At 74.4% G+C, this 23,122-nt stretch carries 17 protein-coding genes and 1 pseudogene; 8 read left to right on the top strand and 10 right to left on the bottom strand.

Annotated elements, in window-relative coordinates; all coding sequences use genetic code 11:
• Positions 1–176: 176 nt before the first annotated feature.
• On the bottom strand, positions 177–734 hold the full coding sequence (locus SCATT_RS38670) for an ATP-binding protein (protein WP_014628511.1): 558 nt from the start codon (positions 732–734) through the stop codon (positions 177–179).
• Between the two features lie 243 nt (positions 735–977).
• Here SCATT_RS38670 and SCATT_RS39700 point away from each other — a divergent pair.
• Positions 978–2,448 (top strand): annotated as a pseudogene (locus SCATT_RS39700) (DUF692 domain-containing protein).
• A 42-nt stretch (positions 2,449–2,490) separates the two neighbouring features.
• Complete coding sequence (locus SCATT_RS22185) at positions 2,491–3,279, top strand: TIGR04222 domain-containing membrane protein (RefSeq protein ID WP_014145395.1); 789 nt, start codon at positions 2,491–2,493, stop codon at positions 3,277–3,279.
• Positions 3,280–3,323: 44 nt separating this feature from the next.
• Here SCATT_RS22185 and hemQ read toward each other — a convergent pair whose 3' ends face one another.
• From hemQ to hemE, 3 genes are read right to left on the bottom strand one after another with little or no spacing between them, the layout of a single operon-like run.
• Positions 3,324–4,046, bottom strand: coding sequence for a hydrogen peroxide-dependent heme synthase (gene hemQ, locus SCATT_RS22180; RefSeq protein WP_014145394.1), 723 nt, complete (start codon positions 4,044–4,046; stop codon positions 3,324–3,326).
• A 4-nt stretch (positions 4,047–4,050) separates the two neighbouring features.
• On the bottom strand, positions 4,051–5,619 hold the full coding sequence (hemG, locus tag SCATT_RS22175) for a protoporphyrinogen oxidase (protein WP_014145393.1): 1,569 nt from the start codon (positions 5,617–5,619) through the stop codon (positions 4,051–4,053).
• Between the two features lie 34 nt (positions 5,620–5,653).
• Positions 5,654–6,709, bottom strand: coding sequence for a uroporphyrinogen decarboxylase (gene hemE / locus SCATT_RS22170; protein ID WP_042507678.1), 1,056 nt, complete (start codon positions 6,707–6,709; stop codon positions 5,654–5,656).
• Between the two features lie 195 nt (positions 6,710–6,904).
• Here hemE and SCATT_RS22165 point away from each other — a divergent pair, with 195 nt between their 5' ends.
• The 5 genes from SCATT_RS22165 (at position 6,905) to SCATT_RS22145 (ending at position 14,102) form a co-directional block, all read left to right on the top strand.
• Positions 6,905–7,531 carry a DUF3000 domain-containing protein gene (locus SCATT_RS22165; protein WP_014145391.1) on the top strand — a complete coding sequence of 209 codons (627 nt, stop codon included), beginning with the start codon at positions 6,905–6,907 and terminating at the stop codon, positions 7,529–7,531.
• Positions 7,532–7,917: 386 nt separating this feature from the next.
• The gene (locus SCATT_RS22160; RefSeq protein ID WP_014145390.1) at positions 7,918–8,580 is read left to right on the top strand and encodes a response regulator transcription factor; all 663 of its coding nucleotides are present in this window, start codon (positions 7,918–7,920) and stop codon (positions 8,578–8,580) included.
• Between the two features lie 608 nt (positions 8,581–9,188).
• Complete coding sequence (locus SCATT_RS22155; RefSeq protein WP_014628508.1) at positions 9,189–10,436, top strand: HRDC domain-containing protein; 1,248 nt, start codon at positions 9,189–9,191, stop codon at positions 10,434–10,436.
• Between the two features lie 325 nt (positions 10,437–10,761).
• Positions 10,762–11,976 carry a thiolase family protein gene (locus SCATT_RS22150; protein WP_014145388.1) on the top strand — a complete coding sequence of 405 codons (1,215 nt, stop codon included), beginning with the start codon at positions 10,762–10,764 and terminating at the stop codon, positions 11,974–11,976.
• Complete coding sequence (locus tag SCATT_RS22145) at positions 11,973–14,102, top strand: 3-hydroxyacyl-CoA dehydrogenase NAD-binding domain-containing protein (protein WP_014145387.1); 2,130 nt, start codon at positions 11,973–11,975, stop codon at positions 14,100–14,102. Before SCATT_RS22150 ends, SCATT_RS22145 begins: the two co-directional genes overlap by 4 nt.
• A gap of 75 nt (positions 14,103–14,177) precedes the next feature.
• Here SCATT_RS22145 and SCATT_RS22140 read toward each other — a convergent pair whose 3' ends face one another.
• Entirely contained in the window at positions 14,178–15,014 is an 837-nt protein-coding gene (locus tag SCATT_RS22140; protein WP_231905147.1) for a DsbA family protein, read from the bottom strand.
• Positions 15,015–15,099: 85 nt separating this feature from the next.
• On the opposite strand from SCATT_RS22140, the gene SCATT_RS22135 reads away from it, so the two are divergent.
• Positions 15,100–15,525: a hypothetical protein gene (locus SCATT_RS22135; protein ID WP_014628507.1), complete on the top strand. Its 426-nt coding sequence runs from the start codon at positions 15,100–15,102 to the stop codon at positions 15,523–15,525.
• 15 nt (positions 15,526–15,540) lie between these two features.
• Here SCATT_RS22135 and SCATT_RS22130 read toward each other — a convergent pair whose 3' ends face one another.
• The 5 genes from SCATT_RS22130 to SCATT_RS22110 form a co-directional block, all read right to left on the bottom strand.
• A complete protein-coding gene (locus SCATT_RS22130; RefSeq protein ID WP_014145385.1) occupies positions 15,541–17,031 on the bottom strand; it encodes a glycosyltransferase family 39 protein in 1,491 nt (496 codons plus the stop codon).
• Between the two features lie 38 nt (positions 17,032–17,069).
• Positions 17,070–18,590, bottom strand: a complete 1,521-nt coding sequence (locus SCATT_RS22125; RefSeq protein WP_014145384.1) for an amino acid permease — start codon at positions 18,588–18,590, stop codon at positions 17,070–17,072.
• 162 nt (positions 18,591–18,752) lie between these two features.
• Positions 18,753–20,744, bottom strand: coding sequence for a 1-deoxy-D-xylulose-5-phosphate synthase (gene dxs, locus SCATT_RS22120; RefSeq protein ID WP_237694779.1), 1,992 nt, complete (start codon positions 20,742–20,744; stop codon positions 18,753–18,755).
• A 237-nt stretch (positions 20,745–20,981) separates the two neighbouring features.
• Complete coding sequence (locus SCATT_RS22115) at positions 20,982–22,295, bottom strand: sugar ABC transporter permease (protein WP_014145382.1); 1,314 nt, start codon at positions 22,293–22,295, stop codon at positions 20,982–20,984.
• Positions 22,292–23,080 carry an ATP-binding cassette domain-containing protein gene (locus SCATT_RS22110; RefSeq protein ID WP_041824938.1) on the bottom strand — a complete coding sequence of 263 codons (789 nt, stop codon included), beginning with the start codon at positions 23,078–23,080 and terminating at the stop codon, positions 22,292–22,294. The genes SCATT_RS22115 and SCATT_RS22110 overlap by 4 nt, the downstream gene beginning before the upstream one ends.
• Positions 23,081–23,122: the final 42 nt, after the last annotated feature.

The raw sequence follows: 23,122 nt of genomic DNA, 5'->3' as shown, positions 1-23,122 counted from the left end.
GTCACGGTTACGTCCTGGCACTGCGTGCGTTGTCAGCGTAGCGGGGTGGTGGGGGAAGGGCCGCGGCCTCGGAAACGGGCCCTTCCCTGAAGGCCATTCCCGAACGGCGGGACCGCACGAAACACCTCGCGCTCGCGTGTCCGACGGGCGGCGGGAACGCGGCGGAGCCGGACCGCTCAGCCCGGCCCGTTCCGGCCCGTCTCCCTCGGGTGGGAGACGGCCGGCCAGAGGGCCATGACTTGTTCGGCGACTTCGGCGACGCCGCGGCCGGTGGTGTCGACGACGAGGGTGCCGGGCGGGTCGGCGGCGGCTATTTCGCGCAGTTGGCGTTCGGCGCGGTCGAGGGGGTCGGGGACGGGGGTGGCGGAGCCGGGCCGGGGGCGGACGCGGTCGGCGAGGACGGCGGGGTCGGCGGTGAGCCGGATGACGGTGAAGGCGGCGTCGGGGACCGCCTCGGCGATCCAGGGGAGTTCGTGGTGGAGGTCGGTGAAGACCCCGCAGAGCATCAGCCGGTGGTGGCCGAGTCCGGCGTAGTTGGCCCATACCGCGGCGAGGTTGCGCCGGGCGGCCTCGGACTCCGGGAGCCCCTCGACCGGCCAGGGGTGGAGCCGTTCCAGCTCACCGCAGTCGACCACGGCGTGGGCCAGCCCGTCGTCGGCGAGGCGCAGTGACACCTCGTGCGCCGTGGTGCTCTTGCCCACCCCCACCGCCCCGCACAGGACGAGCACGTCCACCGTCTCCGTGACGTGCCGCCGTGCGTCCCGACCGCCGTGCGTTTCCGCCCCCATGGCGCGTCAGTGTGGTCCGGCCCGGCCACGACCGCCAGTGCTGAACCTCAAATCCAGCTCTGAACCCGGGCGTTCGGGGGTTCACCGGTGCCCGCTCGGGCGATGGTCACCTTCAGGGTCCGGCTCCGGGCGCCACGGGGGCGCCCGGTCCGGCCCCCACCGCATTCCGCATCCGGGAAGGGGGACCGTATGCAGCGGCTGGGTGTGGGCGTCGGCTGGCGGCCGGAGATCGCCGCGCCGGTCGAGCAGCTGCCCGGCGTCGACTGGGTGGAAGTGGTGGCGGAGAACATCTGCCCGGGTCGTCTGCCGGAATCCCTGGAACGTCTGCTGGCCCGCGGCACCCCGGTGGTGCCGCACGGCGTCTCGCTCGGGCTGGGCGGCGCCGACCGCCCGGACCCGTGGCGGCTGGCCGATCTCGCCGAGCGCGCCGAGGCGTTGGGCGCCCCGCTGGTCACCGAGCACATCGCCTTCGTCCGCGGCGGGGGCGCGCTGACCGGCACCCCGGCCCTGGAGGCGGGCCACCTGCTGCCGGTGCCGTACACCCGGGACGCGCTCGACGTGCTCTGCGAGAACGTCCGCATCGCCCAGCAGTGCCTGCCCGTCCCGCTGGCCCTGGAGAACGTGGCGGCGCTGCTGCGCTGGCCCGACGAGGAGTTCACCGAGGGCGAGTTCCTGGCCGAGCTGGTCGAACGCACCGGGGTCGGCCTCCTGGTCGACGTGGCCAACCTGCACGCCAACCACGTCAACCACGGCACCGACCCGCTGCGCACCCTGGCCGCGCTGCCGCCGGAGGCGATCGCCTACGTGCACGTGGCGGGCGGCACCGAACGCGACGGGATGTGGCACGACACCCACGCCCACCCGGTGGGCGAGCCGGTGCTCGCGCTCCTGGCCGCGGTCCACGCCCACGCCGCCCCGCCCGGGGTGCTGCTGGAGCGCGACGACGACTTCCCGCCGCCCGACGTGCTCGCCGCGGAGCTGGCGGCCATCCGCACGGCGTGCGCCCGGGCGCGCGAGGAGGGGATCCGCCATGTCTGACCGGACGACCGCGGCCTGCGCGGGACTGCTACGCGACGATGCCGGTCCGGCGCCGGACGACACGACGATGGCGGTGACGGCCGGGGCCGGGCGGCCGGTCCGGGTGCGTTCCACGGTGGCGCCGGCCACCGACGCGGCCCGTGAGCGCCTGGCGCGCGGGCAGGCCGCGTTGCTGTCGGCGCTGGTGGAAGGGGGGCCGGTGCCGGCCGGGTTCGACCCGGTACGGATCCGGGCCACCGGCCGCGCGCTCGCCGCCAAGCGGGCCGCGGTGGTGGCCCGGGTGGCCCCCGAGCTGCCGGTGATCCTCGGGGCGGGCTACCGGCCGGCGTTCACCGCGTACGCGATGGCCAACCCGCTGTGCGGCGGCGGCTACCGGCGGGACGCGCTGGCCTTCGCCGAGCACCTGTTGTCGCTGCCGCGCGACGCGGGCGGGCCGGAGCGTGCGGTACGCCGCCGGCTGGCCGAGTGGTGGGCCGAGCGGGCCGGTCCGGAACCGCTGCCGACCGGACGGCTGCGGCGCGCGCTGGTGCGGCTGAAACACCGTACGGCGCTGGGTGTCCGGCGCCCCGGGACGGTGCTGCGGCCACCCGCCGCGCTCCGTCCCGGGGCGTCCACGGTGTGAGACGGACCCGTCGTTGTCAGTGGCGTCGAGTAGAACACCGGCATGTGGGTTTCGCTGCTACTCGTCGCCTGGGCGGCGGCGTTCGTCTCCTGCGCGCGGTTGTGCCGTGCGGCGATGACGGCCGCCGACGGCCGCCTCCCGGAGGGCGAACACCCCGGCGCCCCGGGCCCGTCCGGCCCGCCCGCGGGTGAACTGGGGCCGTACGAAACGGCGTTCCTGGCCGGCGGTCCCGGCCGGGTCACCGATGTCACGCTGGTGTCGATGTCCGGTCAGCGGCGGCTGCTGCTCGCCCACACCGGGTGGGCCACCGTCGTCGACCCGGTCGGCCGGGACGAGGTGGAGCGGTCGCTGATCGCGTCGATCGGGCCGCGGGGGCAGTCGCCGGTCGCGGCGATACGCGCCTCGCACGCGGCGGCCGACGCGGTCCGCGCGCTCGGCGACCGGCTGGCGGCGGCCGGCCTCGCGGTGCCCGCCGCCACCCGGGACGCGCTGCGCGCGGGGATACGGCAGACCGCCGGCGCCGCCGGGCTCGTCCTGGCGCTGCTCGTGGTCACCGCCGGGCTGGGTGTGCCGGGCGGCGAGGGGCCGTGGCAGCTGTGGTGGTTCGCGCTGCCGCTGCTGCTGACGGTGGGCTGTCTGCTGATCGCCCGCGCCGAGGTGCGCGCCTGGACCCGGTGGGCGGCCCCGGCCGGGGTGGCCGCGCTGCGCGCGATACCGGCGGGCGCGCACCGTCCGCTGCTGGCGCTCGCGGTCGGCGGCGCCGACGCCCTGCCCGATCCGGCGCTGCGCGCCGCGCTCGCCCCCGTCCGGCGGCGGTACGGCACGCGCTGACCGGCCGCCGGGCCGGCCACGGGGCGGCCCGGCGTCGGGGCGGCTCAGGCGAGGCCGGCCACCAGGTCGGCCACGGCCTTGCGGCGGCCGGTGAAGAACGGGATCTCCTCACGGACGTGCATCCGCGCCTCGGAGCCGCGCAGGTGGCGCATGAGGTCCACGATGCGGTGCAGCTCGTCGGCCTCGAACGCGAGGACCCACTCGTAGTCACCGAGGGCGAAGGAGGCGACGGTGTTGGCGCGTACGTCCGGGTAGCCGCGGGCCATCTTGCCGTGGTCGGCGAGCATCCGGCGGCGGTCCTCGTCGGGCAGCAGGTACCAGTCGTAGGAGCGCACGAACGGGTAGACGCTCACGTACTCGCGCGGCGTCTCGTCGGCCAGGAAGGCCGGGATGTGCGACTTGTTGAACTCGGCCGGGCGGTGCAGCGCCATGTTGGACCAGACCGGCTCCAGCGAGCGGCCCAGCTTGGTGCGGCGGAAGCGGTTGTAGGCGTCCTGGAGCACGTCGGAGGTCTCGGCGTGCCACCAGATCATCACGTCGGCGTCGGCGCGCAGCCCGGACAGGTCGTACGTGCCGCGGATGGTGACGTCCTTGGCGTCGAGCTGTTCGAAGAGCTCCTCGACCTCCTCCGCGTAGCCGGCGCGGTCCTCGGGGAGCACGTCGCGCAGCTTGAAGACGGACCACAGGGTGTAGCGGATGACCTCGTTGAGGTCACGGGCCTTCTTGCCCGCGTTGGGGGCCTTGGCGGGGGCGGCGTTGTCGGTCATGGGGCTATTCTCCCGCGTCGTTCCGGACGGCCGTGCGCAGGGTGGCCAGTACCTCGTCGGCGGCGCGGTCGGCGGTGGCGACGCAGGCCGGGATGCCCACGCCGTCGTAGGCGGCGCCGCAGACCGCGAGGCCGGGCAGCTTGGCGACGTGTTCGCGGACGCGCGCGGTGCGCTCCAGGTGGCCGACCGGATACTGCGGCAGGCCCTCGGTCCACCGGGTCACCCGGGCGGCGACCGGCACCGCGGTGACCCCGGCGGCCTGTGCCAGGTCCTCCCGGGACAGCCGCACCAGGTCGGTGTCGTCCCAGGCCAGGTCGGCCTCCTCGCCGTGGCGTCCGATGGAGGTGCGCAGCACGAAGGTGTCCGGGCCGGCCTGGTCGATCCAGCCCCACTTGCGGGTGGCGAAGGTGGCCGCCTTGATGGTGCGGCCGTCGACCGGGGGCACCAGGAAGCCGCTGCCGGCGGGGGCGTTCAGCAGGTCGCGGCGGCGGAAGGCCATGGTGATCAGCGCCATGCCGGCGCACTCCACGGTGCTCAGTTCGGCCGCCGCCCCGGGCGACTCGGCGGCGAGCAGCCGGGCCGCGGCGGGGCCGGGGACGGCGAGCACCACGGCGTCGGCCTGGAGGGCGTACCGTCCGCCGGGGCCGTCTGCGGCCAGCCGCCAGCCGTCGGCCGTCCGCCGCAGGGTGTGCACCCGGGTGCCGGTGCGGATGTCGGCGCCCGCGGCGCGGCAGGCGTCGGCGACCGCGAGCGGCAGCCGTCCCACGCCGCCGGCGATGCCCATGAAGACCGGTCCGGCCGCGGCGCCCGCCCGGTCGTCCCCGGTGACGGCGCGGCCGGAGGACTCCTGCGCGGTGGAGGAGGCCGCCTTGGCCTGGACGGCCCGTACGCCCTCGATCAGCGAGCGTTCGGCGCGGGCGGCGGCGTACAGCTGGGGCACGGCGGCCCGCATGGAGAGGCGGTAGGAGTTGCCCGCGTAGACGCCGCCGAGGAGGGGTTCGACGAGCCGGTCGACCACTTCGCGGCCGAGGCGGGCGGCCACGTACTCGCCGATGGCGACGTCCTCGCCGACCTCGGTGCGCGGGAGTACGTGGTCGAGGGGGATGCGGGCGAGGCCGGCCGGGGAGAGCACCCCGGAGGCGGAGAGCGGCTGGAGATCGCCGGGGACGCCCATGACGTGGCCGCGCGGCATCGGGCGCAGCCGGCCCCGGGTCCACAGCGCGGCCTGGGCGGTGGCCGGCGGCTGGAGGTCGGGGCCGAGGCCGACCCGCCGGGCGAGCGCGACCGCCTCCGGGCGCCGGGCCAGCATGGACTCGGCGCCCAGGTCGACGGGGACCCCGGCGATCTCGTCGGCGTGGAGTTTGCCGCCGAGCCGGTCGGCGGCCTCCAGCACGGTGACCCGGGCACCGGCGGTCACCAGCCGGTGGGCGGCGGCGAGCCCGGAGATGCCGCCGCCGACGACCACGACGTGCCCGAGCGTGGCGGCACCGGCCGCGCCGCCGGGGGCCTCCGGGCCGTCGGCCGCTTCCGGGGTGGCGGTTTCCTCAGGACGTTGCGACCTCGCTGCGCTCATGACGTCCACTGTGCCACCCGCGCCGGCACCGGCTTCAGCGTGCCCCGGGCCGTGCGCCGCTCGTGTCCTCGGTGACGGTGTGGACGAAGTCGACGAGCCGGGTGAGCGCGTCCGGGTCGGTGTCCGGGATCACCCCGTGGCCGAGGTTGAAGATGTGGCCGGGGGCGCTCTGCGCGGCGTGCAGCACCTCGCGGGCCTTGGTCTCCACCGCCGGCGTCGGGGCGAAGAGCACGGCGGGGTCGAGGTTGCCCTGGAGCGCCTTGTGCGGGCCGACCCGGCCGGCCGCCTCGTCCAGCGGGACGCGCCAGTCGACGCCCACCACGTCGGCGCCGGCCCGGCCCATCAGGCCCAGCAGTTCGCCGGTGCCGACACCGAAGTGGATGCGCGGCACGCCGTATCCGGCCACCGCGTCGAAGACCTTGGCCGAGGCGGGCAGGACGGAGCGCCGGTAGTCGTCCGGGGCGAGGGCGCCGGCCCAGGAGTCGAAGAGCTGCACCGCCGAGGCGCCCGCCTCGATCTGCACCTTCAGGAAGGCCGCGGTGATCCCGGCGAGCCGGTCGAGGAGGTCGGCCCAGAGCTGCGGGTCGCCGTACATGAGCGCTTTGGTGCGTTCGTGATTGCGGGACGGACCGCCTTCGACCAGATAACTGGCGAGCGTGAACGGTGCGCCGGCGAAACCGATCAGCGGGGTGGCACCGAGTTCCGCGGTGAGCATGCCGATCGCCTCGGTGACGTAGTGGACGTCACCGGGTTCGAGCGGGCGGAGCCGGTCGAGGTCGGCACGGCTGCGGACGGGCTCGGCGAAGACCGGGCCGACGCCGGGCTTGATGTCCAGGTCGAGCCCGATGGCCTTCAGCGGGACCACGATGTCGCTGTAGTAGATGGCGGCGTCCACCTTGTGGCGGCGGACCGGCTGCAGCGTGATCTCGGTGACCAGGTCGGGACGCATGCAGGAGTCCAGCATCGGGACGCCCTCGCGCACCTTGTGGTACTCCGGCAGCGAGCGCCCGGCCTGCCGCATGAACCACACCGGGGTGTGCGGGACCGGCTCGCGGCGGCAGGCGCGGATGAACGCCGAGTCGGCGGTCAGCGGGTTGGGGTGGCGGCGGACCTCGGCCGCGCCGGGTCCGTCGGCTCGCTCTTCGGCACTCACGCCTGCGTCTTCAGCACTCACCCCTGAATCTTCCCACGCCCCGGCGGCGGCCCTCCCCGGCCGGGCCCGGCGACCCGCCCATGCCGGTGTCCCTACCGGACGCGCGGGTGCCAGCGGCCTAGTCTTCCGGGCATGGCTGTGGCTCAGGGGCACCTCGCGGACGAGGACGGCGGTGAGGCGCCGCCCGTCTTCCGGCAGGCGGTCGACGCGCTACGGACGGCCCGGGTGCGGGCCGAGGTGGAGCTGTCGCCGATGCCCGCGCCCAAACGGCTCGCCCCCCACGCCTACGCGCTGGAGGCGGCGGTCGTGGTGGAGGGCGAGGAGCTGGCGGACGGCCGGCTGATCCTGCTGCACGACCCGGCCGGCCACGAGGCGTGGCATGGCGCGTTCCGGGTGGTCACCCTCGCCCGGGCGGAGCTGGAGCCGGAGATGGCGGCGGACCCGTTGCTGCCGGAGGTGTGCTGGTCGTGGCTGACCGGTGCGCTCGACGCGCGCGGCGCGGGGTACGCGGAGGCGGGCGGCACGGTGTCACGCAGTTCCTCGCACCACTTCGGCGCCCTGGCCGACCGTCCGGACACCACCGAGATCGAGGTGCGCGCCTCGTGGACCCCGGGGCTCACCCCGGCCGGGGCGCCGGACGTCGCGGCGCACCTGGCCGCGTGGTGCGAGTTCCTGTGCACCAGCGCGGGGCTGCCGCCGGCCCAGGACGACCAGAGCGGCGGCATCGTCTCGCTCCCCAAGCGCCGCGGCCCGCGCTGACGCCGCCTCCCCCGTCAACGCCCGCGCCGGAGCCCCGGCGGGGGCGCCGTCCCGCCCACGCGCCCGGCGCCCGCCGGGGCGTGGCCGCGCGCGGCCGAGCGGACGTACGGAACGGCGCGTGCACGTACCCGGCGGGTGCGGCGGACGGCTGCGCGGCGATGGGCGGACGGCACCCGGAACGGACTATCCGTGACCGACTCGATACGAAATTCGCCTGGATCCGATCACCTGTGCGCCCGCCTCGTCCGAATTGTTACGCAATAAATCGTGATCTTTCCCTAAAGCCGGGTTCGGATGCTGCCGAAGGAGACTGTGACCTTATCCCCCACGGACACCCGGTTCCTCCCCCATTCGCCGGTGTGTCCCGTCAGCCCACAGGAGGCCCGGTGTCGGTTCTTCTCGACCATCCCACAAGCCTGGTCGCCTACCGCCCGATCAAGCCGACGGCCATGGTCGTCGTCGCCGACCCGCGCGTCCGCAGCACCGTGACACGGCATCTGTGGGCCCTCGGGGTGCGCGACGTGATCGAAGCGTCGTCGATCGCGGAGGCCCGCCCCCGGGTCGGCACGCCGCGGGACATCTGCGTCGCCGACGTCCACCTGCCCGACGGTTCCGGGCTGACCCTGCTCGCCGAGACCCGGGCGGCCGGCTGGCCCAACGGGCTGGCGCTCTCCGCGGCGGACGACATCGGAGCGGTACGCAACGCCCTCGCCGGCGGCGTCAAGGGGTACGTCGTCACCGGCACCCGTACCAACGTCGGCCTCACCCAGCGTCCCGGCGCCGCGCCGATCGGGGCCCCCGGAGCGCGGCTCCAGCGCCGTCCACCGGGCGTTCCCGGCCACCCGGGCGGCTACCGCGAGCTGTCCGGCCGCGAGGTCGAGGTGCTCCGGCTGGTCGCCGAGGGCCAGTCGAACAAGGCGATCGGGGTGTCGATGGGGCTCTCCGCCCTCACCGTCAAGAGCCATCTCGCCCGCATCGCCCGCAAGCTGGGTACCGGCGACCGGGCGGGCATGGTGGCGGTGGCACTGCGCACCGGCATCATCCACTGACCGGCGGCCGGCCCGCACGGGCGCCCGTGGACGGAACGTTTCCGTCGGCGGGCGCCGCCCCGTGCGCCCCGGCGCCCGCTCCCCGCGTACGCCGGTTCCCCGCGCCCCGCCCGTACCGTCGGGCCCCACCCCGCACCCGTGCGCCGACTCCGCCAGAGCCCGGCCCAGGCATCCGCGCCCCGCTTCACGCCCCGCCGGCGGCCCGGCACCCCGAGCCCCCACCCCGCACGCGCACGCCGGCTCGCCCCGCGCCCGCGCACCCGCGTCGGATCCGCCGGAGCCCGGCCCGGATCCGCGCGCCCCGCTTCACGCCCCGCCACCCCCGCGTCGGCTCAGCGCCCCGACGCCCGATGCCGTACGCAGCCTCCCCGTCCCGCGCACCCGAACGCCCCCCAACCCCAACGCACACGCCACCGCTCCGCCCGATCCCGGCCCGGGCACGCCCGCCCCACTCCACGCCGTGCCTCCCCCGCCCGGCGCCCCGGCGTCCTACGGCGGAGCCCGGCACACGCACGCGCCGCTGCTCGCGCCCCCGTTCCGACCTGGTCCGTGGTCGACCGGGGGGCTGGGCGGAGCGGCCGGTGAGCGGGCCCGGCTACCCTTGACGGGTGACCGACGCCCCTGAGACCGCAGCAAGCGAAGCAATTCCGGCGCCGGTCCCGTTGCTGGACCCGCGCGACGGCATCCCGCCGGTGACCGCAGACCCGCAGGCCCTCGCCGACGTGGTGGCGGCCTTCGCGGCGGGCACCGGCCCGGTCGCCGTGGACGCCGAGCGCGCATCCGGCTACCGCTACGGGCAGCGGGCCTACCTGGTCCAGCTGCGCCGCGCCGGAGCAGGGACCGCGCTGATCGACCCCGTCGCCTGTCCCGACCTGTCCGCGCTGGGCGACGCGCTCGCCGACACCGAGTGGGTGCTCCACGCGGCCACCCAGGACCTGCCCTGCCTCGACGAGATCGGGATGCGGCCGGCCAAGCTGTTCGACACCGAGCTGGCCGGGCGGCTCGCCGGCTTCGCCCGGGTGGGCCTCGGCGCGATGGTGGAGAACGTGCTCGGCTTCGCCCTGGAGAAGGGCCACTCCGCCGTGGACTGGTCCACCCGTCCACTCCCCGAGCCGTGGCTGCGGTACGCCGCGCTCGACGTGGAGTTGCTGGTGGACCTGCGCGACGCGCTGGAGGAAGAGCTGCGCGCCCAGGGCAAGTTGGAGTGGGCGCTCCAGGAGTTCGCGGCGATCGCGGCGGCTCCCCCGCCCGCCCCGCGTACCGACCCGTGGCGCCGCACCTCCGGGATGCACAAGATCCGCCGGCGCCGACAGCTCGGCGTGGTACGGGAGTTGTGGAACCTGCGCGACCGGATCGCCCGGGAACGGGACGTCTCCCCCGGCCGGGTGCTCACCGACGCCGCCATCGTGGCCGCGGCCCTGGCGATGCCGCCCAACGCGCACGCGCTCGCCGCGCTGCCCGGGTTCGGCAACCGGATGTCCCGCCGTCAGCTGGAGAGCTGGCAGAAGGCGGTGGACCACGCGCGCGGGCTGCCGGAACGGGAGCTGCCGCAGCCCGGGCCGGCCCCCTCCGGGCCGCCGCCGCCGCGCGCCTGGGCGGACAAGGACCCGGCCGCCGCGGCCCGGCTCGCCGCCGCCCGTACCGCCGTCACCGAGCTGGCCGAGCGGCTCGGCCTGCCGCAGGAGAACCTCGTCTCGCCGGACACCGTCCGCCGGGTGTGCTGGGAGCCGCCGCGCCCGGCGACCGCCGAGGCGGTGGCGCTGCGGCTCGCCGAACGAGGCGCCCGCGCCTGGCAGATCGAGCTGGTCTCCGAGGTGGTGGCGAAGGCGCTGACCGCCGCCGAAAGCGGCGCCTGAGACCCGCTCCGGCCGGTCACCCGGGCCTCTGCACGCCCCGGGTGACCGGCCGGAGCGCTGTTCGGCGGCGGGCCGGGCCGGGGCCGGTGCGCCGTTTCCTCGTCACTCGTCCGGACCGTGGCGGGATGTGACCTTCGCCGCTTAGGGCGGGGGGACTGGGCACGCTGGTTACTCATAAGTAGCATGACGTTCGTGAGCCGCCGCGGGTTCTCCTTGCGGCGGGCTCTGCCGGGATGCCCGCCACGCCCGGCGCCGCCCCGTCATGGCGCGCGCGGCCGGGCCGAGCGCCCGGAGGCGAGCGAACACAGTCAAAGGGAGAGCCAACGTGCCTCGTACCGCTAGGGATGTCGTCTTCGTCGACGGCGTCCGCACCCCGTTCGGCAAGGCGGGCCCGAAGGGCATCTACCACGAGACCCGTGCCGACGATCTGGTGATCAAGTGCATCCGGGAGCTGCTGCGGCGCAACCCCGAGCTGCCCGCCGAGCGGATCGACGAGGTGGCGGTCGCGGCTACCACCCAGATCGGTGACCAGGGGCTCACCCTGGGCCGTACCGCCGGTATCCTGGCCGGGCTGCCCAAGACCGTCCCCGGGTTCTCCATCGACCGGATGTGCGCCGGCGCGATGACCGCGGTGACCACCACCTCCGGCGGCATCGCCTTCGGCGCGTACGACGTCGTGGTGGCCGGCGGCGTCGAGCACATGGGGCGCCACCCGATGGGCGAGGGCGTCGACCCCAACCCGCGGTTCGTCTCCGAGAAGCTGGTCGACGAGTCGGCCCTGTTCATGGGGATGACGGCGGAGAACCTGCACGACCGCTTCCCGCACCTGACCAAGGCCCGCGCCGACGAGTACGCGGTGCGCAGCCAGGAGAAGGCCGCCAAGGCGTACGCCAACGGCAAGATCCAGCAGGATCTGGTGCCGATCTCGGTGCGCCGCACCAACGCTGAGGCCGGCGAGACCGGTTGGGGCCTGGCCACCGCCGACGAGCCGATGCGCCCGGGCACCACGCTGGAGCAACTGGCCGGGCTGAAGACCCCGTTCCGTCCGCACGGCCGGGTGACCGCGGGCAACGCGGCCGGTCTCAACGACGGCGCCACCGCCTCCCTGCTGGCCGCCGAGGACGTCGCCGCGGAGCTGGGGCTCCCGGTGAAGATGCGGCTGGTCTCCTACGCCTTCGCGGGCGTGGAGCCGGAGGTGATGGGCATCGGTCCGGTGCCGGCCACCGAGAAGGCGCTGGCCAAGGCCGCGCTGTCGATCTCCGACATCGGCCTGTTCGAGATCAACGAGGCGTTCGCCGTGCAGGTGCTCGCCTTCCTCGACCACTACGGCATCGCCGACGACGACGCGCGCGTCAACCAGTACGGCGGCGCGATCGCCTACGGCCACCCGCTGGCCTCCTCCGGCGTCCGGCTGATGACCCAGCTGGCCCGGCAGTTCGAGGAGCAGCCGCACGTCCGCTACGGCCTGACCACCATGTGCGTCGGCTTCGGCATGGGCGGGACCGTCATCTGGGAGAACCCGCACTGGGAGGGCAAGTGACCACGACCGCCGAGCTGTTGAAGGGTGCGGCCGAGCTGTTCCCTGACGAGGTCGTCACCAGCGCCCAGGTGCGCCACCTCGACCTGCCGCAGGGGGCGGGCCGGTTCGCCCTGATCACCCTGGACAACGGCCTGGACCACACCAAGCCGACCACCTTCGGCCCGCAGTCGCTGGCCAACCTCGACGCCGCCCTCGACCAGGTCGAGAAGGAGGCGGCGGACGGCGAGATCGTCGGCGTCGGCATCACCGGCAAGCCGTTCATCTTCGCCGTCGGCGCCGACCTCAAGGGCGTCGAGCTGCTGCGCGACCGTGCGGACGCGCTCGCCATCGGCAAGGGCGGCCACGACGTCTTCAAGCGCCTGCAGTCGCTGGCCGTGCCGACGTTCGCGTACTACAACGGCGCGGCGATGGGCGGCGGCGTCGAGGTCGGGCTGCACTGCTCGTACCGTACGGTCTCCGCGGCGCTGCCGGCGTTCTCGCTGCCGGAGGTCTTCCTCGGGCTGGTGCCGGGGTGGGGCGGCTGCACGCTGCTGCCCAACCTGATCGGCGCCGACCGCGCGGTGAGCGTGATCATCGAGAACGCGCTCAACCAGAACAAGCAGCTCAAGGGCGCCCAGGTGCACGAACTGGGCATCGCCGACGCCATCTTCGAGGGCGCCGACTTCCTGGAGGAGTCGCTGCGCTGGACCGCCGCCGTCCTCAAGGGCGAGATCGAGGTCGTCCGCCCCGCAGTGGACCGCGGGGAGGCGTGGGACCAGGCCGTCGAGCGCGGCCGGTTCATCGCCGACGGCAAGGTGCACGGCGCCGCCCCGGCCGCCTACCGGGCGCTGGACATCATCGCCGCGGCCAAGAACGGCGACCTGCGCCAGGGCTTCGACGCCGAGGACCAGGCGCTCGCCGACCTGATCATGAGCGGTGAGCTGCGCTCCGGCATCTACGCCTTCAACCTGGTGCAGAAGCGCGGCAAGCGGCCGGCCGGCGCGCCGGACAAGAACCTGGCCCGCCCGGTCTCCAAGGTGGGCGTGGTCGGCGCCGGCCTGATGGCCTCGCAGCTCGCCCTGCTCTTCGCCCGCCGCCTCCAGGTGCCGGTCGTGCTGACCGACATCGACCAGGAGCGGATCGACAAGGGCGTCGGCTACGTGCACGGCGAGGTCGACAAGCTGCTCGCCAAGGGCCGGATCAACAACGACACGGCCAACCGCCTCAAGGCGCTGGTGACCGGTTCGCTCGACAAGGCCGCGGCCTTCGGGGACGCCGACTTCGTGATCGAGGCGGTCTTCGAGGAGCTGGGCGTCAAGCAGCAGGTGTTCGCCGAGGTGGAGGCGGTGGTCCGGCCGGACGCGATCCTGGCGACCAACACCTCCTCGCTGTCGGTCAGCGAGATGGCGGCCAAGCTGGAGCACCCGGAGCGGGTCGTCGGCTTCCACTTCTTCAACCCGGTGGCCGTGCTGCCGCTGCTGGAGATCGTGCGCGGCGAGCGGACCGACGACGCCTCGCTGGCCACCGCGTTCGCCGTGGCCAAGAAGCTGAAGAAGACCGCGGTGCTGGTCAAGGACGCCCCGGCGTTCGTGGTCAACCGCATCCTGACCCGCTTCATGGGGGAGATCCAGAACGTCATCGACGAGGGCACCCCGGTCGCGGTGGCCGAGAAGGCGGTCGAGCCGCTGGGGCTGCCGATGTCGCCGCTGGTGCTGCTGGAGCTGGTGGGGCCGGCGATCGGTCTGCACGTGTCGGAGACGCTGCACAAGGCGTTCCCGGAGCGGTTCACCGTCTCGCCGAACCTCAAGGCGGTCGTGGAGGCCGGCAAGCGCGGCTTCTACGTCTACGACTCCGGCAGGCCGGAGCTGGACCCCGAGGTCGCCGCGCTGCTCAAGCAGGGTGACCGGGTGCTCACCGAGGAGCAGGTGCGCGACCGGGTGCTGGACGCGGTGGCCCAGGAGATCGGCCTGATGCTGGACGAGGGCGTGGTCGCCGAGGCGCAGGACATCGACCTGTGCCTGATCACCGGCGCCGGCTGGCCGTTCCACCTCGGCGGCATCACCCCGTACCTGGACCGGCAGGGCGTCTCCGAGCGCGTCAACGGCAAGCGGTTCCTGCCGGCGGGCGTGGCGAGCGTCCCGGCGTAACCGGCGGCGGAACGTGAGCGCCGGCCGGCCCGCTTCGACGCGGGCCGGCCGGCGCTTCGTCGTGACCGGGGCCGGTCAGCCGGCGGCGCGCTGCCCGGAGGCGGACGGCGACGGGGCGGCGGACGGCGTGGTGCCCTGCGCCTGCTTGACCGCGGCGGCGACCAGCTTGCGCAGCTTGGCCGGGGTCAGCTTGTCGCCGGTCACCGAGTACGTCCGGCCGTTGACGTCGACCACCGGGACGTCGCCGAGGTGGGCGGCGGCGAACTGCTGCTGGGAGCGGCGGACCCAGCCCTGGTGGTCGCGCTCCTGCACGCAGGGGGTGAACTCGGCCTCCTGGATGCCCTTGACCTTCTTGGCGAGCCTGATCAGGTAGGCGCCGGAGGCGAACTTGTCCGAGGACGGGTCGGGCTGCTTGCGCCACAGCTCGGCCACGTAGTCCCGGAACTGGTCCTTGCCCTGGTCCTGGGCGCAGGCCGCGGCGTTGGCCGCCTGGGCGGAGCCGGTGCCCCCGTGCTCGGTGTCGCTCTGGGTCACCAGCCGGTAGGCGAGCTGCACCTGGCCGGAGCGGAGCAGGGCGTCGAAGGTCGGGGCGTACGCCCGGGCGAAGTCGCGCGAGGCCCGGCTGCGCAGGTCCTCGTAGACGGTGAGGGTCACCGGGACGGTGGGCCGCACCGGGATCGCCAGGCTCTCCGGGCCGGCCGACGGCAGCCCGCTGGGCGCCTTGAAGGCGGTGGTCTTGCCGGAGCGCACGTGGGCGCCGATCGCCGCGGAGCCGGCGAAGACCGCGGCCACCGCCACGACCGCCGCGGTGTAGGGCCGCCAGCGGCGCCCCGGGTGCCGGGCCCCCGCCGTGCCGGAAGCCGCCGGTTCCCCCTGGGCCTGGGTGCCCTGCGCTCCCTTGGACTGTGCCATCTCGCGTCCCATCGTTCCCTCGTCGAGCCGTACCGCGCCTGTATACCACCGAGCGACCCGGGCGTGTCGTGGCAGGGTGGTGGCCATGGACGTGCTGGGTGAGGACGAGGTGCCGCTGGTCGTGGTCGACGCGGCGAACACGGTGGGGTCGGTGCCGGACGGCTGGTGGCGGGACCGGTACGCGGCCACGGAGCGGCTGCGGGACTTCCTGGCGCCGCTGGCCGCCCAGGGGCTGCCGGCCCGCGACGACGTCCCCGAGGCGTTCCGCCGCCCGCCGCTGGACGTGCTGCTGGTGGTGGAGGGCGCCGCCCGGGAGGTGCCGCCGGTGCCCGGGGTGCGGGTCGAGGCGGCCCCCGGCAGCGGCGACGACCGCATGGTCGAGCTGCTGGCCGAGGCCGCCCGCCGCGCCCCGCACCGTCCGCTCCTGCTGATCACCGCCGACCGCGAGCTGCGCCGCCGCGTCCAGCCCCTGGGCGCCACCTGCGCCGGCCCGCGTACGGTACGGCCCTAGCCGTTCCGGCCGCGGCTACCCCCTGGCGTAGACCACCGCGCCGTCCACCGTGGCCACCCGGTGGTAGCCGGACGCCAGCAGGGCGCGCAGGGAGGGGGTGCGGGCGGGGGCGTAGGGGGCGCCGCGGGAGTCGTCGACGACGAGGGCGGGCGGGCGGCGGCGTACCTCGGCGCGGAAGACGTCCCACGCGCCGGGGACGGCGTACCGCTCGCCGACCCGGGCGCCGCCGTGTCCGCCGCTGAAGTTGGTGAGGAACCCGGCGGTCAGGTAACGGCTGGCCGGGGTGCGACGGGCCAGCCAGTAGTCCTCCGGGTGCATCCCCCACACCAGGACGGGGTCGTCCGGCCCGGTACGGGCGCGTACCGCCGCCGCGACCCGGCGGGCGTGGTCCAGCTCGGCGTGGGGCGCGGCCAGCCCCCAGGCCAGGCAGCCGGCGGCGGCGAGCAGGGTCCAGGCCGCCGCCGGGCGCCGCAGCCGGGGCAGCTCGCGCAGCGCGGCCACCCCGAGCAGCACCAGCGGCGGCAGCAGTTGCAGGTAGTAGTGGCCGAAGAACTGGAACCCGGTGACCACGGCGAGCGCGGAGGCACCGAGCCACACCCACAGCCCCGAGGTGCCGGCCGGGCGGCGCCGGCGCGGCAGCAGCCACCCGACGGGCACCGCGAACCCGGCGCAGGCGGCCAGCAGCAGCCCGGCGTTGCCCAGCGCCCGGCCGACCGCGGTGGCCACCGCGCCGGCGGCCGAGGCGTACGAGCCGGAGCCGGTGACCGTCCAGAACAGCATGGGCCCCGGGCCGAGCGCGCAGGCCACCGCCGCGATCGGCACGGCGAACCCGGCGGCCAGCCGCAGCGCCCCCGGCAACCGTTTCCCCCCGCCCCGCCACAGCAGCCAGGCGACCGGCAGGAGCACCGCGCCGCCGGTCTGCTTGGTCAGCGCCGCGCCCGCCACCGCCAGCCCCGCCAGGGCCCAGCGGCGCCGCTCGGCCGCCGCGACCGCGGCCACCGTCCACGGCAGCATGAAGACCTCGAAGGTGGCCGCCTGGGTGTCCTCCGGGGCGAGGCCGATGGAGCCCAGCGCGTACCCGAGCCCGGCGGCGAGCCCGGCCCGCCGTCCCCAGCGGCGGCGGGCGATGGAAGCGAGCAACGTCGCGGTCACCGTGTGGGCGACCAGCGCGGCGACCCGCACCGGCCACAGCGAACCGTCGCCGAAGAGCCCGAGCAGCCCCTGGTAGAGCCAGGGCAGCAGCGGCGGCTTGCGGTCCACCACGGTGTCGTAGAGCACCCCGCCGTGCGCGAGCAGCCGGGCCTGGACGGCCAGGAAGCCCTCGTCCGGGTTCCACAGCGGGCGCAGGAAAGACGGCAGGTGGGTGACGGCGACGGCGAGCGGCACGAGCAGCGCCGGCCACCACCGGCCGCGCCGCGCCGCTCCCCGGGCCGCTTGCCGGCCGGGTGCCGTGCCGCGCTGGCCGGGCAGCGCGGCACGGCGGGAGGTCTGCGGGGCTGCGGGCATGGCGCCCAACCTACCCGGGCGCCGCGGGCCGCCGGCGTTCACCGCTCGCCGCGGGCCGCCTTGCCGACCCTGCTGTGCCGCCTGCCGTAGCAGACGTAGACCACGACGCCGATCGCCATCCAGATGCCGAAGCGCACCCACGTCTCGCCCGGCAGGTTGATCATCAGCCACAGCGAGGACCACACCGACAGCCCCGGGATCCACGGCACCAGCGGGGTGCGGAAGGCCCGCGGCAGGTCGGGGCGGGTCCGGCGGAGGATGACCACGCCGACGGCGACCACGACGAACGCGAACAGGGTGCCGATGTTCACCAGCTCCGACAGCTCCGAGATGCTGGTGAAGCCGGCCACCACCGCCACCAGCCCGCCCAGCAGCAGCGTGGAGCGGTAGGGGGTGCCGTACCGCGGGTGCACCTGGGAGAAGAAGCGCGGCAGCAGCCCGTCGCGGCTCATGGCGAAGAACACCCGGCTCTGGCCGAGCAGCAGGATCATGCAGACCGAGGTGAGGCCGACCACCGCGCCGAAGCTGATGACATCGGCCCAGAACGGCGCGTGGTTGGCCTTGAACGCCCCGGCCAGCGGGGCCTCCACGGAGAGCGTGGTGTACTTCTGCATCCCGGTGACCACCACCGACACCGCCACGTAGAGCACCGTGCAGATGGCCAGCGAGCCGAGGATGCCGCGGGGCACGTCGCGCTGCGGGCGCCGGGTCTCCTCGGCGGCGGTGGCGACGATGTCGAAGCCGATGAAGGCGAAGAAGACCACGGCGGCGGCGGTGAAGATCCCCCACACCCCGAAGGACATCGGGGTGTAGCCGGACAGCAGCTGCACCAGCGGCGCCCCCAGTCCGCCCCGGGAGCCGGTGACCTGCTGGGCGGGCGGCAGGAACGGCCGGTAGTTGTCGGCGCTGACGTAGAACGCGCCGGCCCCGATGACCAGCAGCACCACCAGCACCTTGATCGCCACGATCAGCTCGGTGAATCGGGCCGACAGCTTCATCCCGGCCACCAGCACCGCGGTGAGCACCATCACCAGGACGAAGGCGAGCAGGTCGAAGCCGAGGCCGTCGGAGCCGACCCCGGACAGCGCGTCGGGCAGCCGGGCGCCCGCGCTGGCCAGCAGCGAGCGGATGTAACCCGACCAGCCGACCGCCACCACCGCGCACCCCAGGGCCAGCTCCAGCACCAGGTCCCAGCCGATGATCCAGGCGGGCAGCTCCCCCAGCGAGGCGTACGCGAAGGTGTACGCGGACCCGGCGACCGGGACGGTGGAGGCGAACTCGGCGTAGCACAGCGCCGCCAGCGCGCAGACGAAGCCGGCCAGCACGAAGGAGAGCGCGACCGAGGGCCCGGCGTAGGCGCGGGCCACCTGGCCGGTGAGGACGAAGATGCCGGTGCCGATGACCACGCCGACGCCGAAGACGGTCAGGTCGAGCGCGGAGAGCGACTTGCGCAGCGCGTGCTCGGGTTCCTCGGTGTCCTGGATGGACCGCTCGACGGACTTGGTGCGGAACATCGGGTTCCGTGCCCGTTCCGGCGGCGGTGACGCGTTGTCGCCCATCGGCACTCCTTAACGGTCGGCCTGTTCACATCGTCGGGAGGGCGGTGCGCGGGGGCGGTGCGGTGCGGGGCGTGTCACCGAAAAAGAGCACGCACAGCCGTCAGCCGATGGGCCGGGCGGCCCATCGGCTGACGGCTGTGCGTGGTGGTTGCTCGGTGGTCGCTACTTCTGGGTGAGCCGGGCGGTCTCGTCGTCGTAGCGGCCGTCGATCTTGGCGACGAGGCCGGTGACCTGGCGGGCGATGTCCGGGGCGGTCAGCCCGATCTCGGCCAGCACCTCGGCGCGCGAGGCGTGGTCGAGGAAGCGCTGCGGGATGCCGAAGTCGCGCAGCGGCACGTCCACGTCGGCGTCGCGCAGCGCCTGGGAGACGGCCGAACCGACGCCGCCGGCGCGGCCGTTGTCCTCCACGGTGACCACGACGCGGTGGCGGGCGGCGAGGCCGGGCAGCGCCTCGTCCACCGGCTTGACCCAGCGCGGGTCGACCACGGTGCTGGAGATGCCCTGGGCGTCGAGGAGTTCGGCCACCTCCAGGCACATCGGGGCGAGCGCGCCGACCGAGACCAGCAGCACGTCCGGCCGCTCGTCGCCGTTGGCCGGCTCCCGCAGCACGTCCATGCCGCCGACGCGGCCGACCGCCTGCACCGCCGGGCCCACCGCGCCCTTGGAGTAGCGCACCACGGTGGGCGCGTCGCGGACCTCGACGGCCTCCCGCAGCTGAGCCCGTACCTGGTCGGCGTCGCGCGGCGCGGCGATCCGCAGGCCGGGGACGACCTGGAGGATCGACATGTCCCACATGCCGTTGTGCGAGGCGCCGTCGGTGCCGGTGACCCCGGCCCGGTCGAGGACGAAGGTGACGCCGCACCGGTGCAGGGCGACGTCCATCAGCACCTGGTCGAAGGCGCGGTTGAGGAAGGTGGCGTAGAGCGCGAAGACCGGGTGGAGGCCGCCGGTGGCCAGGCCGGCGGCGGAGACGGCGCCGTGCTGTTCGGCGATGCCCACGTCGTAGACGCGGTCCGGGAACTCCTTGGCGAACTTCTCCAGGCCAACCGGTTGCAGCATCGCGGCGGTGATGGCGACGATGTCCGGCCGCTCGTGGCCGAGTTTGACCATCTCCTCGCCGAAGACCGAGGTCCAGTCGAGGCCGGCGGCGGAGATCGGCAGCCCGGTGTCGGGGTGGATCTTGCCGACGGCGTGGAAGCGGTCGGCCTCGTCCTCCAGGGCGGGGGTGTAGCCGCGGCCCTTCTCGGTCAGGCAGTGCACGATGACCGGGCCGCCGAAGCGTTTCGCCCGTTGCAGCGCGGACTCCAGGGCCTCGATGTCGTGGCCGTCGATCGGGCCGACGTACTTCAGGCCGAGGTCCTCGAACATGCCCTGCGGGGCGATGAAGTCCTTCAGCCCCTTCTTGGCGCCATGCAGCGTCTCGTAGAGCGGCTGGCCGATCAGCGGGGTGCGCTCCAGCAGTTCCTTGCCGCGGGCCAGGAAGCGCTCGTAGCCGTCGGTGGTGCGCAAGGTGGCCAGGTGGTTGGCGAGGCCGCCGATGGTGGGCGCGTAGGAGCGCTCGTTGTCGTTGACGACGATGACCAGCGGGCGGTCCTTGGCGTCGGCGATGTTGTTGAGCGCCTCCCAGGCCATGCCGCCGGTGAGGGCGCCGTCGCCGATGACGGCGACCACGTGGTCGTCGCGTTCGAGCAGCTGGTTGGCCTTGGCGAGGCCGTCGGCCCAGCCGAGCACCGTGGAGGCGTGGCTGTTCTCGATGACGTCGTGGTCGGACTCGGCCCGCGAGGGGTAGCCGGACAGGCCGCCCTTGGCGCGCAGCCCGGCGAAGTCCTGGCGGCCGGTGAGCAGCTTGTGGACGTAGCTCTGGTGGCCGGTGTCCCACAGGATGCGGTCGGCGGGCGAGTCGAAGACCCGGTGCAGGGCGATGGTCAGCTCCACCACGCCGAGGTTGGGCCCGAGGTGGCCGCCGGTCCGGGAGACCGCCTCGACCAGGAAGGTACGGATCTCCTCCGCCAGCTCGGTGAGCTGTTCCGGGCTGAGCCGGTCGAGGTCGCGCGGGCCCTTGATGCGGGGCAGCAGTGCCCTGCGCCCCTCGTCGCCCGCGTTCACCCCCCGCTGACGCGCTGCGCGCGGCTCTGCTGGCACCGTTGCCTCCATGCTGGTCCGTACCTGGCTGGTCCGTGAGCGGCCGGTTCTCGGCCGGCCGGTCCGAAGAGTCTAATGTTCCGCTTCCGGCGGCAGCCGCCGGGCGGGGTACCGCCGTGGGTGCCGGGGCGTCGCGGCACGGCACCGTACGTACGTGTACCCGGCGCGGGAGCGTACGGCTCCCGCGCCGGGTACATCGGTGCGCGGTGGGGCGCGCGGCGGGCGTGTCGCGCCGCGCACCGGGTGGCGTCAGGCCCGTCCGGACGCCTTCTGGGTGCGGCGGGAGACCGAGTCCACCACGACCGCGGCGAGCAGCACCGCGCCGGTGATCATGTACTGGATGGCGGTGCCCAGGTTGAGGATGTACATGCCCTGCTGGATGGAGACGATGACCAGCGCGCCCAGCAGCGCCGACCATGTCTTGCCCCGGCCGCCGAAGAGGCTGGTGCCGCCGATGACGGCCGCCGCGATGGCGTTCATCAGGGTGTTGCCGCCGCCCTGGGTGGACTGGGCGGAGTTGACCTGCCCGGCCAGGAACATGCCGCCGACCGCCGCCATGGTGCCGGAGATCATGAAGACCGAGATGCGGATCCAGGCGACGTTGATGCCGGCCCGGCGGGCGGCCTCGATGCCACCGCCGACCGCGAAGATCCGGCGGCCGTAGGTGGTGCGGCGCAGCACCAGGTCGAGGCCGACGACCACGACCAGGAAGATCAGCAGGCACAGCGGCAGCCCGTCGGCCTGGTTGAGCACCACGGCGGCGCCGAAGGCGACCACGGCCAGCAGCACCGTCTTGAGCACGATGTCCAGCAGCGGACGGAACGGCACCCCGGCCCGGCGGCGCCGGTTGGCCTCCCACAGCGAGGCGCCCAGGTAGAGCAGGACACCGAGGAGGGCGACCCCGTAGGCGGCGGCGACGTCGGAGAAGGTGTAGTTGTACAGGGTGTACAGCAGCCCGCCGGACGGCAGGTTGATGGTGCCGGTCTTGCCCAGCGCCCACAGCATGGCGCCGTTCCAGGCCAGGAAGCCGGCCAGGGTCACCACGAAGGCGGGCACCCCGACCTTGGCGAAGAAGAAGCCCTGGAGCGCCCCGATGGCGGCGCCGGTGAGCAGGCCCAGGACGAGCGCGAGCCCCTCGGGGACCCCGTGCTGCACGCTGAGCACCGCGAAGACCGCGCCGGCCAGCCCGCTGACGTAGGAGACCGACAGGTCGATCTCGCCGAGCAGCAGGACGAAGACGATGCCCACCGCGATCATGCCGGTGCCCACCACGTTGAACGCGATGGTGGACAGGTTGTTGGCGGACAGGAAGCCGCTGTTGAGCCCCTGGAAGACGCCCCAGATGACGACCAGGGCGACGATCACCGGCAGCGAGCCGAGGTCGCCGCTGCGCATCCGGCGCCGGAACTCGGTCAGGTAGCCGGCCAGCCCCTGCTCGCGGACGAGCAGCCGGGGGTCGACGGCGACGATGGCGTCCGGGGCGGGCGGCGGCGCGGCGGCGGCGCCGACACCGTTGTCACCGGCCGGCGCGGGGGGCTGCGCGAGGTTCTGGTTGTTGCTCACTTGTCTGCCTCCGCGGTGCGCGCCTTACGGCGGGTCACGGCGTTGTCCGTGGCGCCGGTGATGGCGGAGATGATCTGTTCCTGGTTGGTGTCCTGGGCGTTGAACACCCCGTTGTTGCGTCCCAGCCGCAGCACCGCGACCCGGTCGGAGACCGCCATGACGTCCACCATGTTGTGGCTGATGAGGATGACCGCGAGCCCCCGTTCGCGCAGCCGCTCCACCAGGTCGAGGACCTGGGCGGTCTGCTCGACGCCGAGCGCGGCGGTGGGCTCGTCCAGGATCACCAGCTTGGGCTCGCCCAGCAGCGAGCGGGCGATGGCCACGGTCTGCCGCTGGCCGCCGGAGAGCGAGGCGATCGGGATGCGGACGCTGGGGATGCGGATGGAGAGGGTGTCGAGGAGTTCGCGCGAGCGCTTCTCCATCTCCACCTCGTCCAGGACACCGACCCGGCGGATCTCCCGGCCCAGGAAGAGGTTCTGGACGACGTCGAGGTTGTCGCAGAGCGCCAGGTCCTGGTAGACGGTGGCGATGCCCAGGCCCTGGGCGTCGTGCGGGCGGTTGATCGTCACGGGCCGCCCTTCCCACTCGATGACGCCTTCATCGATCGGGTGGACGCCGGCGATCGTCTTCACCAGCGTCGACTTTCCGGCGCCGTTGTCGCCCACCAGGGCGACCACTTCACCGGCGTGGATCTCCAGTTCGACGTCGGTGAGCGCCTGTACGGCACCGAACCGCTTGGAGACCCCGCGCAACGCCAGCACGGGCGTAGCGGACACGTGAACCATCTCCTTCGCCGCCTGACCGGCGGGGGATGCCGCGCCGGCTCG

This window comes from Streptantibioticus cattleyicolor NRRL 8057 = DSM 46488 (assembly GCF_000240165.1).
Taxonomy (GTDB): domain Bacteria; phylum Actinomycetota; class Actinomycetes; order Streptomycetales; family Streptomycetaceae; genus Streptantibioticus; species Streptantibioticus cattleyicolor.
Note: the sequence above shows the minus strand (reverse complement) of the source record. Positions and strands in the feature narration are given on the sequence as shown.

What these genes read in the sequence shown, in the direction of transcription:
- SCATT_RS22185 (WP_014145395.1), top strand. Translation starts at nt 2,491, where the DNA reads ATGTGGGTTTCGCTGCTACTCGTCGCCTGGGCGGCGGCGTTCGTCTCC.
- hemQ (WP_014145394.1), bottom strand. Translation starts at nt 4,046, where the DNA reads ATGACCGACAACGCCGCCCCCGCCAAGGCCCCCAACGCGGGCAAGAAG.
- hemG (WP_014145393.1), bottom strand. Translation starts at nt 5,619, where the DNA reads ATGAGCGCAGCGAGGTCGCAACGTCCTGAGGAAACCGCCACCCCGGAA.
- SCATT_RS22165 (WP_014145391.1), top strand. Translation starts at nt 6,905, where the DNA reads ATGGCTGTGGCTCAGGGGCACCTCGCGGACGAGGACGGCGGTGAGGCG.
- SCATT_RS22140 (WP_231905147.1), bottom strand. Translation starts at nt 15,014, where the DNA reads ATGGCACAGTCCAAGGGAGCGCAGGGCACCCAGGCCCAGGGGGAACCG.
- SCATT_RS22135 (WP_014628507.1), top strand. Translation starts at nt 15,100, where the DNA reads ATGGACGTGCTGGGTGAGGACGAGGTGCCGCTGGTCGTGGTCGACGCG.
- SCATT_RS22130 (WP_014145385.1), bottom strand. Translation starts at nt 17,031, where the DNA reads ATGCCCGCAGCCCCGCAGACCTCCCGCCGTGCCGCGCTGCCCGGCCAG.
- SCATT_RS22125 (WP_014145384.1), bottom strand. Translation starts at nt 18,590, where the DNA reads ATGGGCGACAACGCGTCACCGCCGCCGGAACGGGCACGGAACCCGATG.
- dxs (WP_237694779.1), bottom strand. Translation starts at nt 20,744, where the DNA reads ATGGAGGCAACGGTGCCAGCAGAGCCGCGCGCAGCGCGTCAGCGGGGG.
- SCATT_RS22110 (WP_041824938.1), bottom strand. Translation starts at nt 23,080, where the DNA reads ATGGTTCACGTGTCCGCTACGCCCGTGCTGGCGTTGCGCGGGGTCTCC.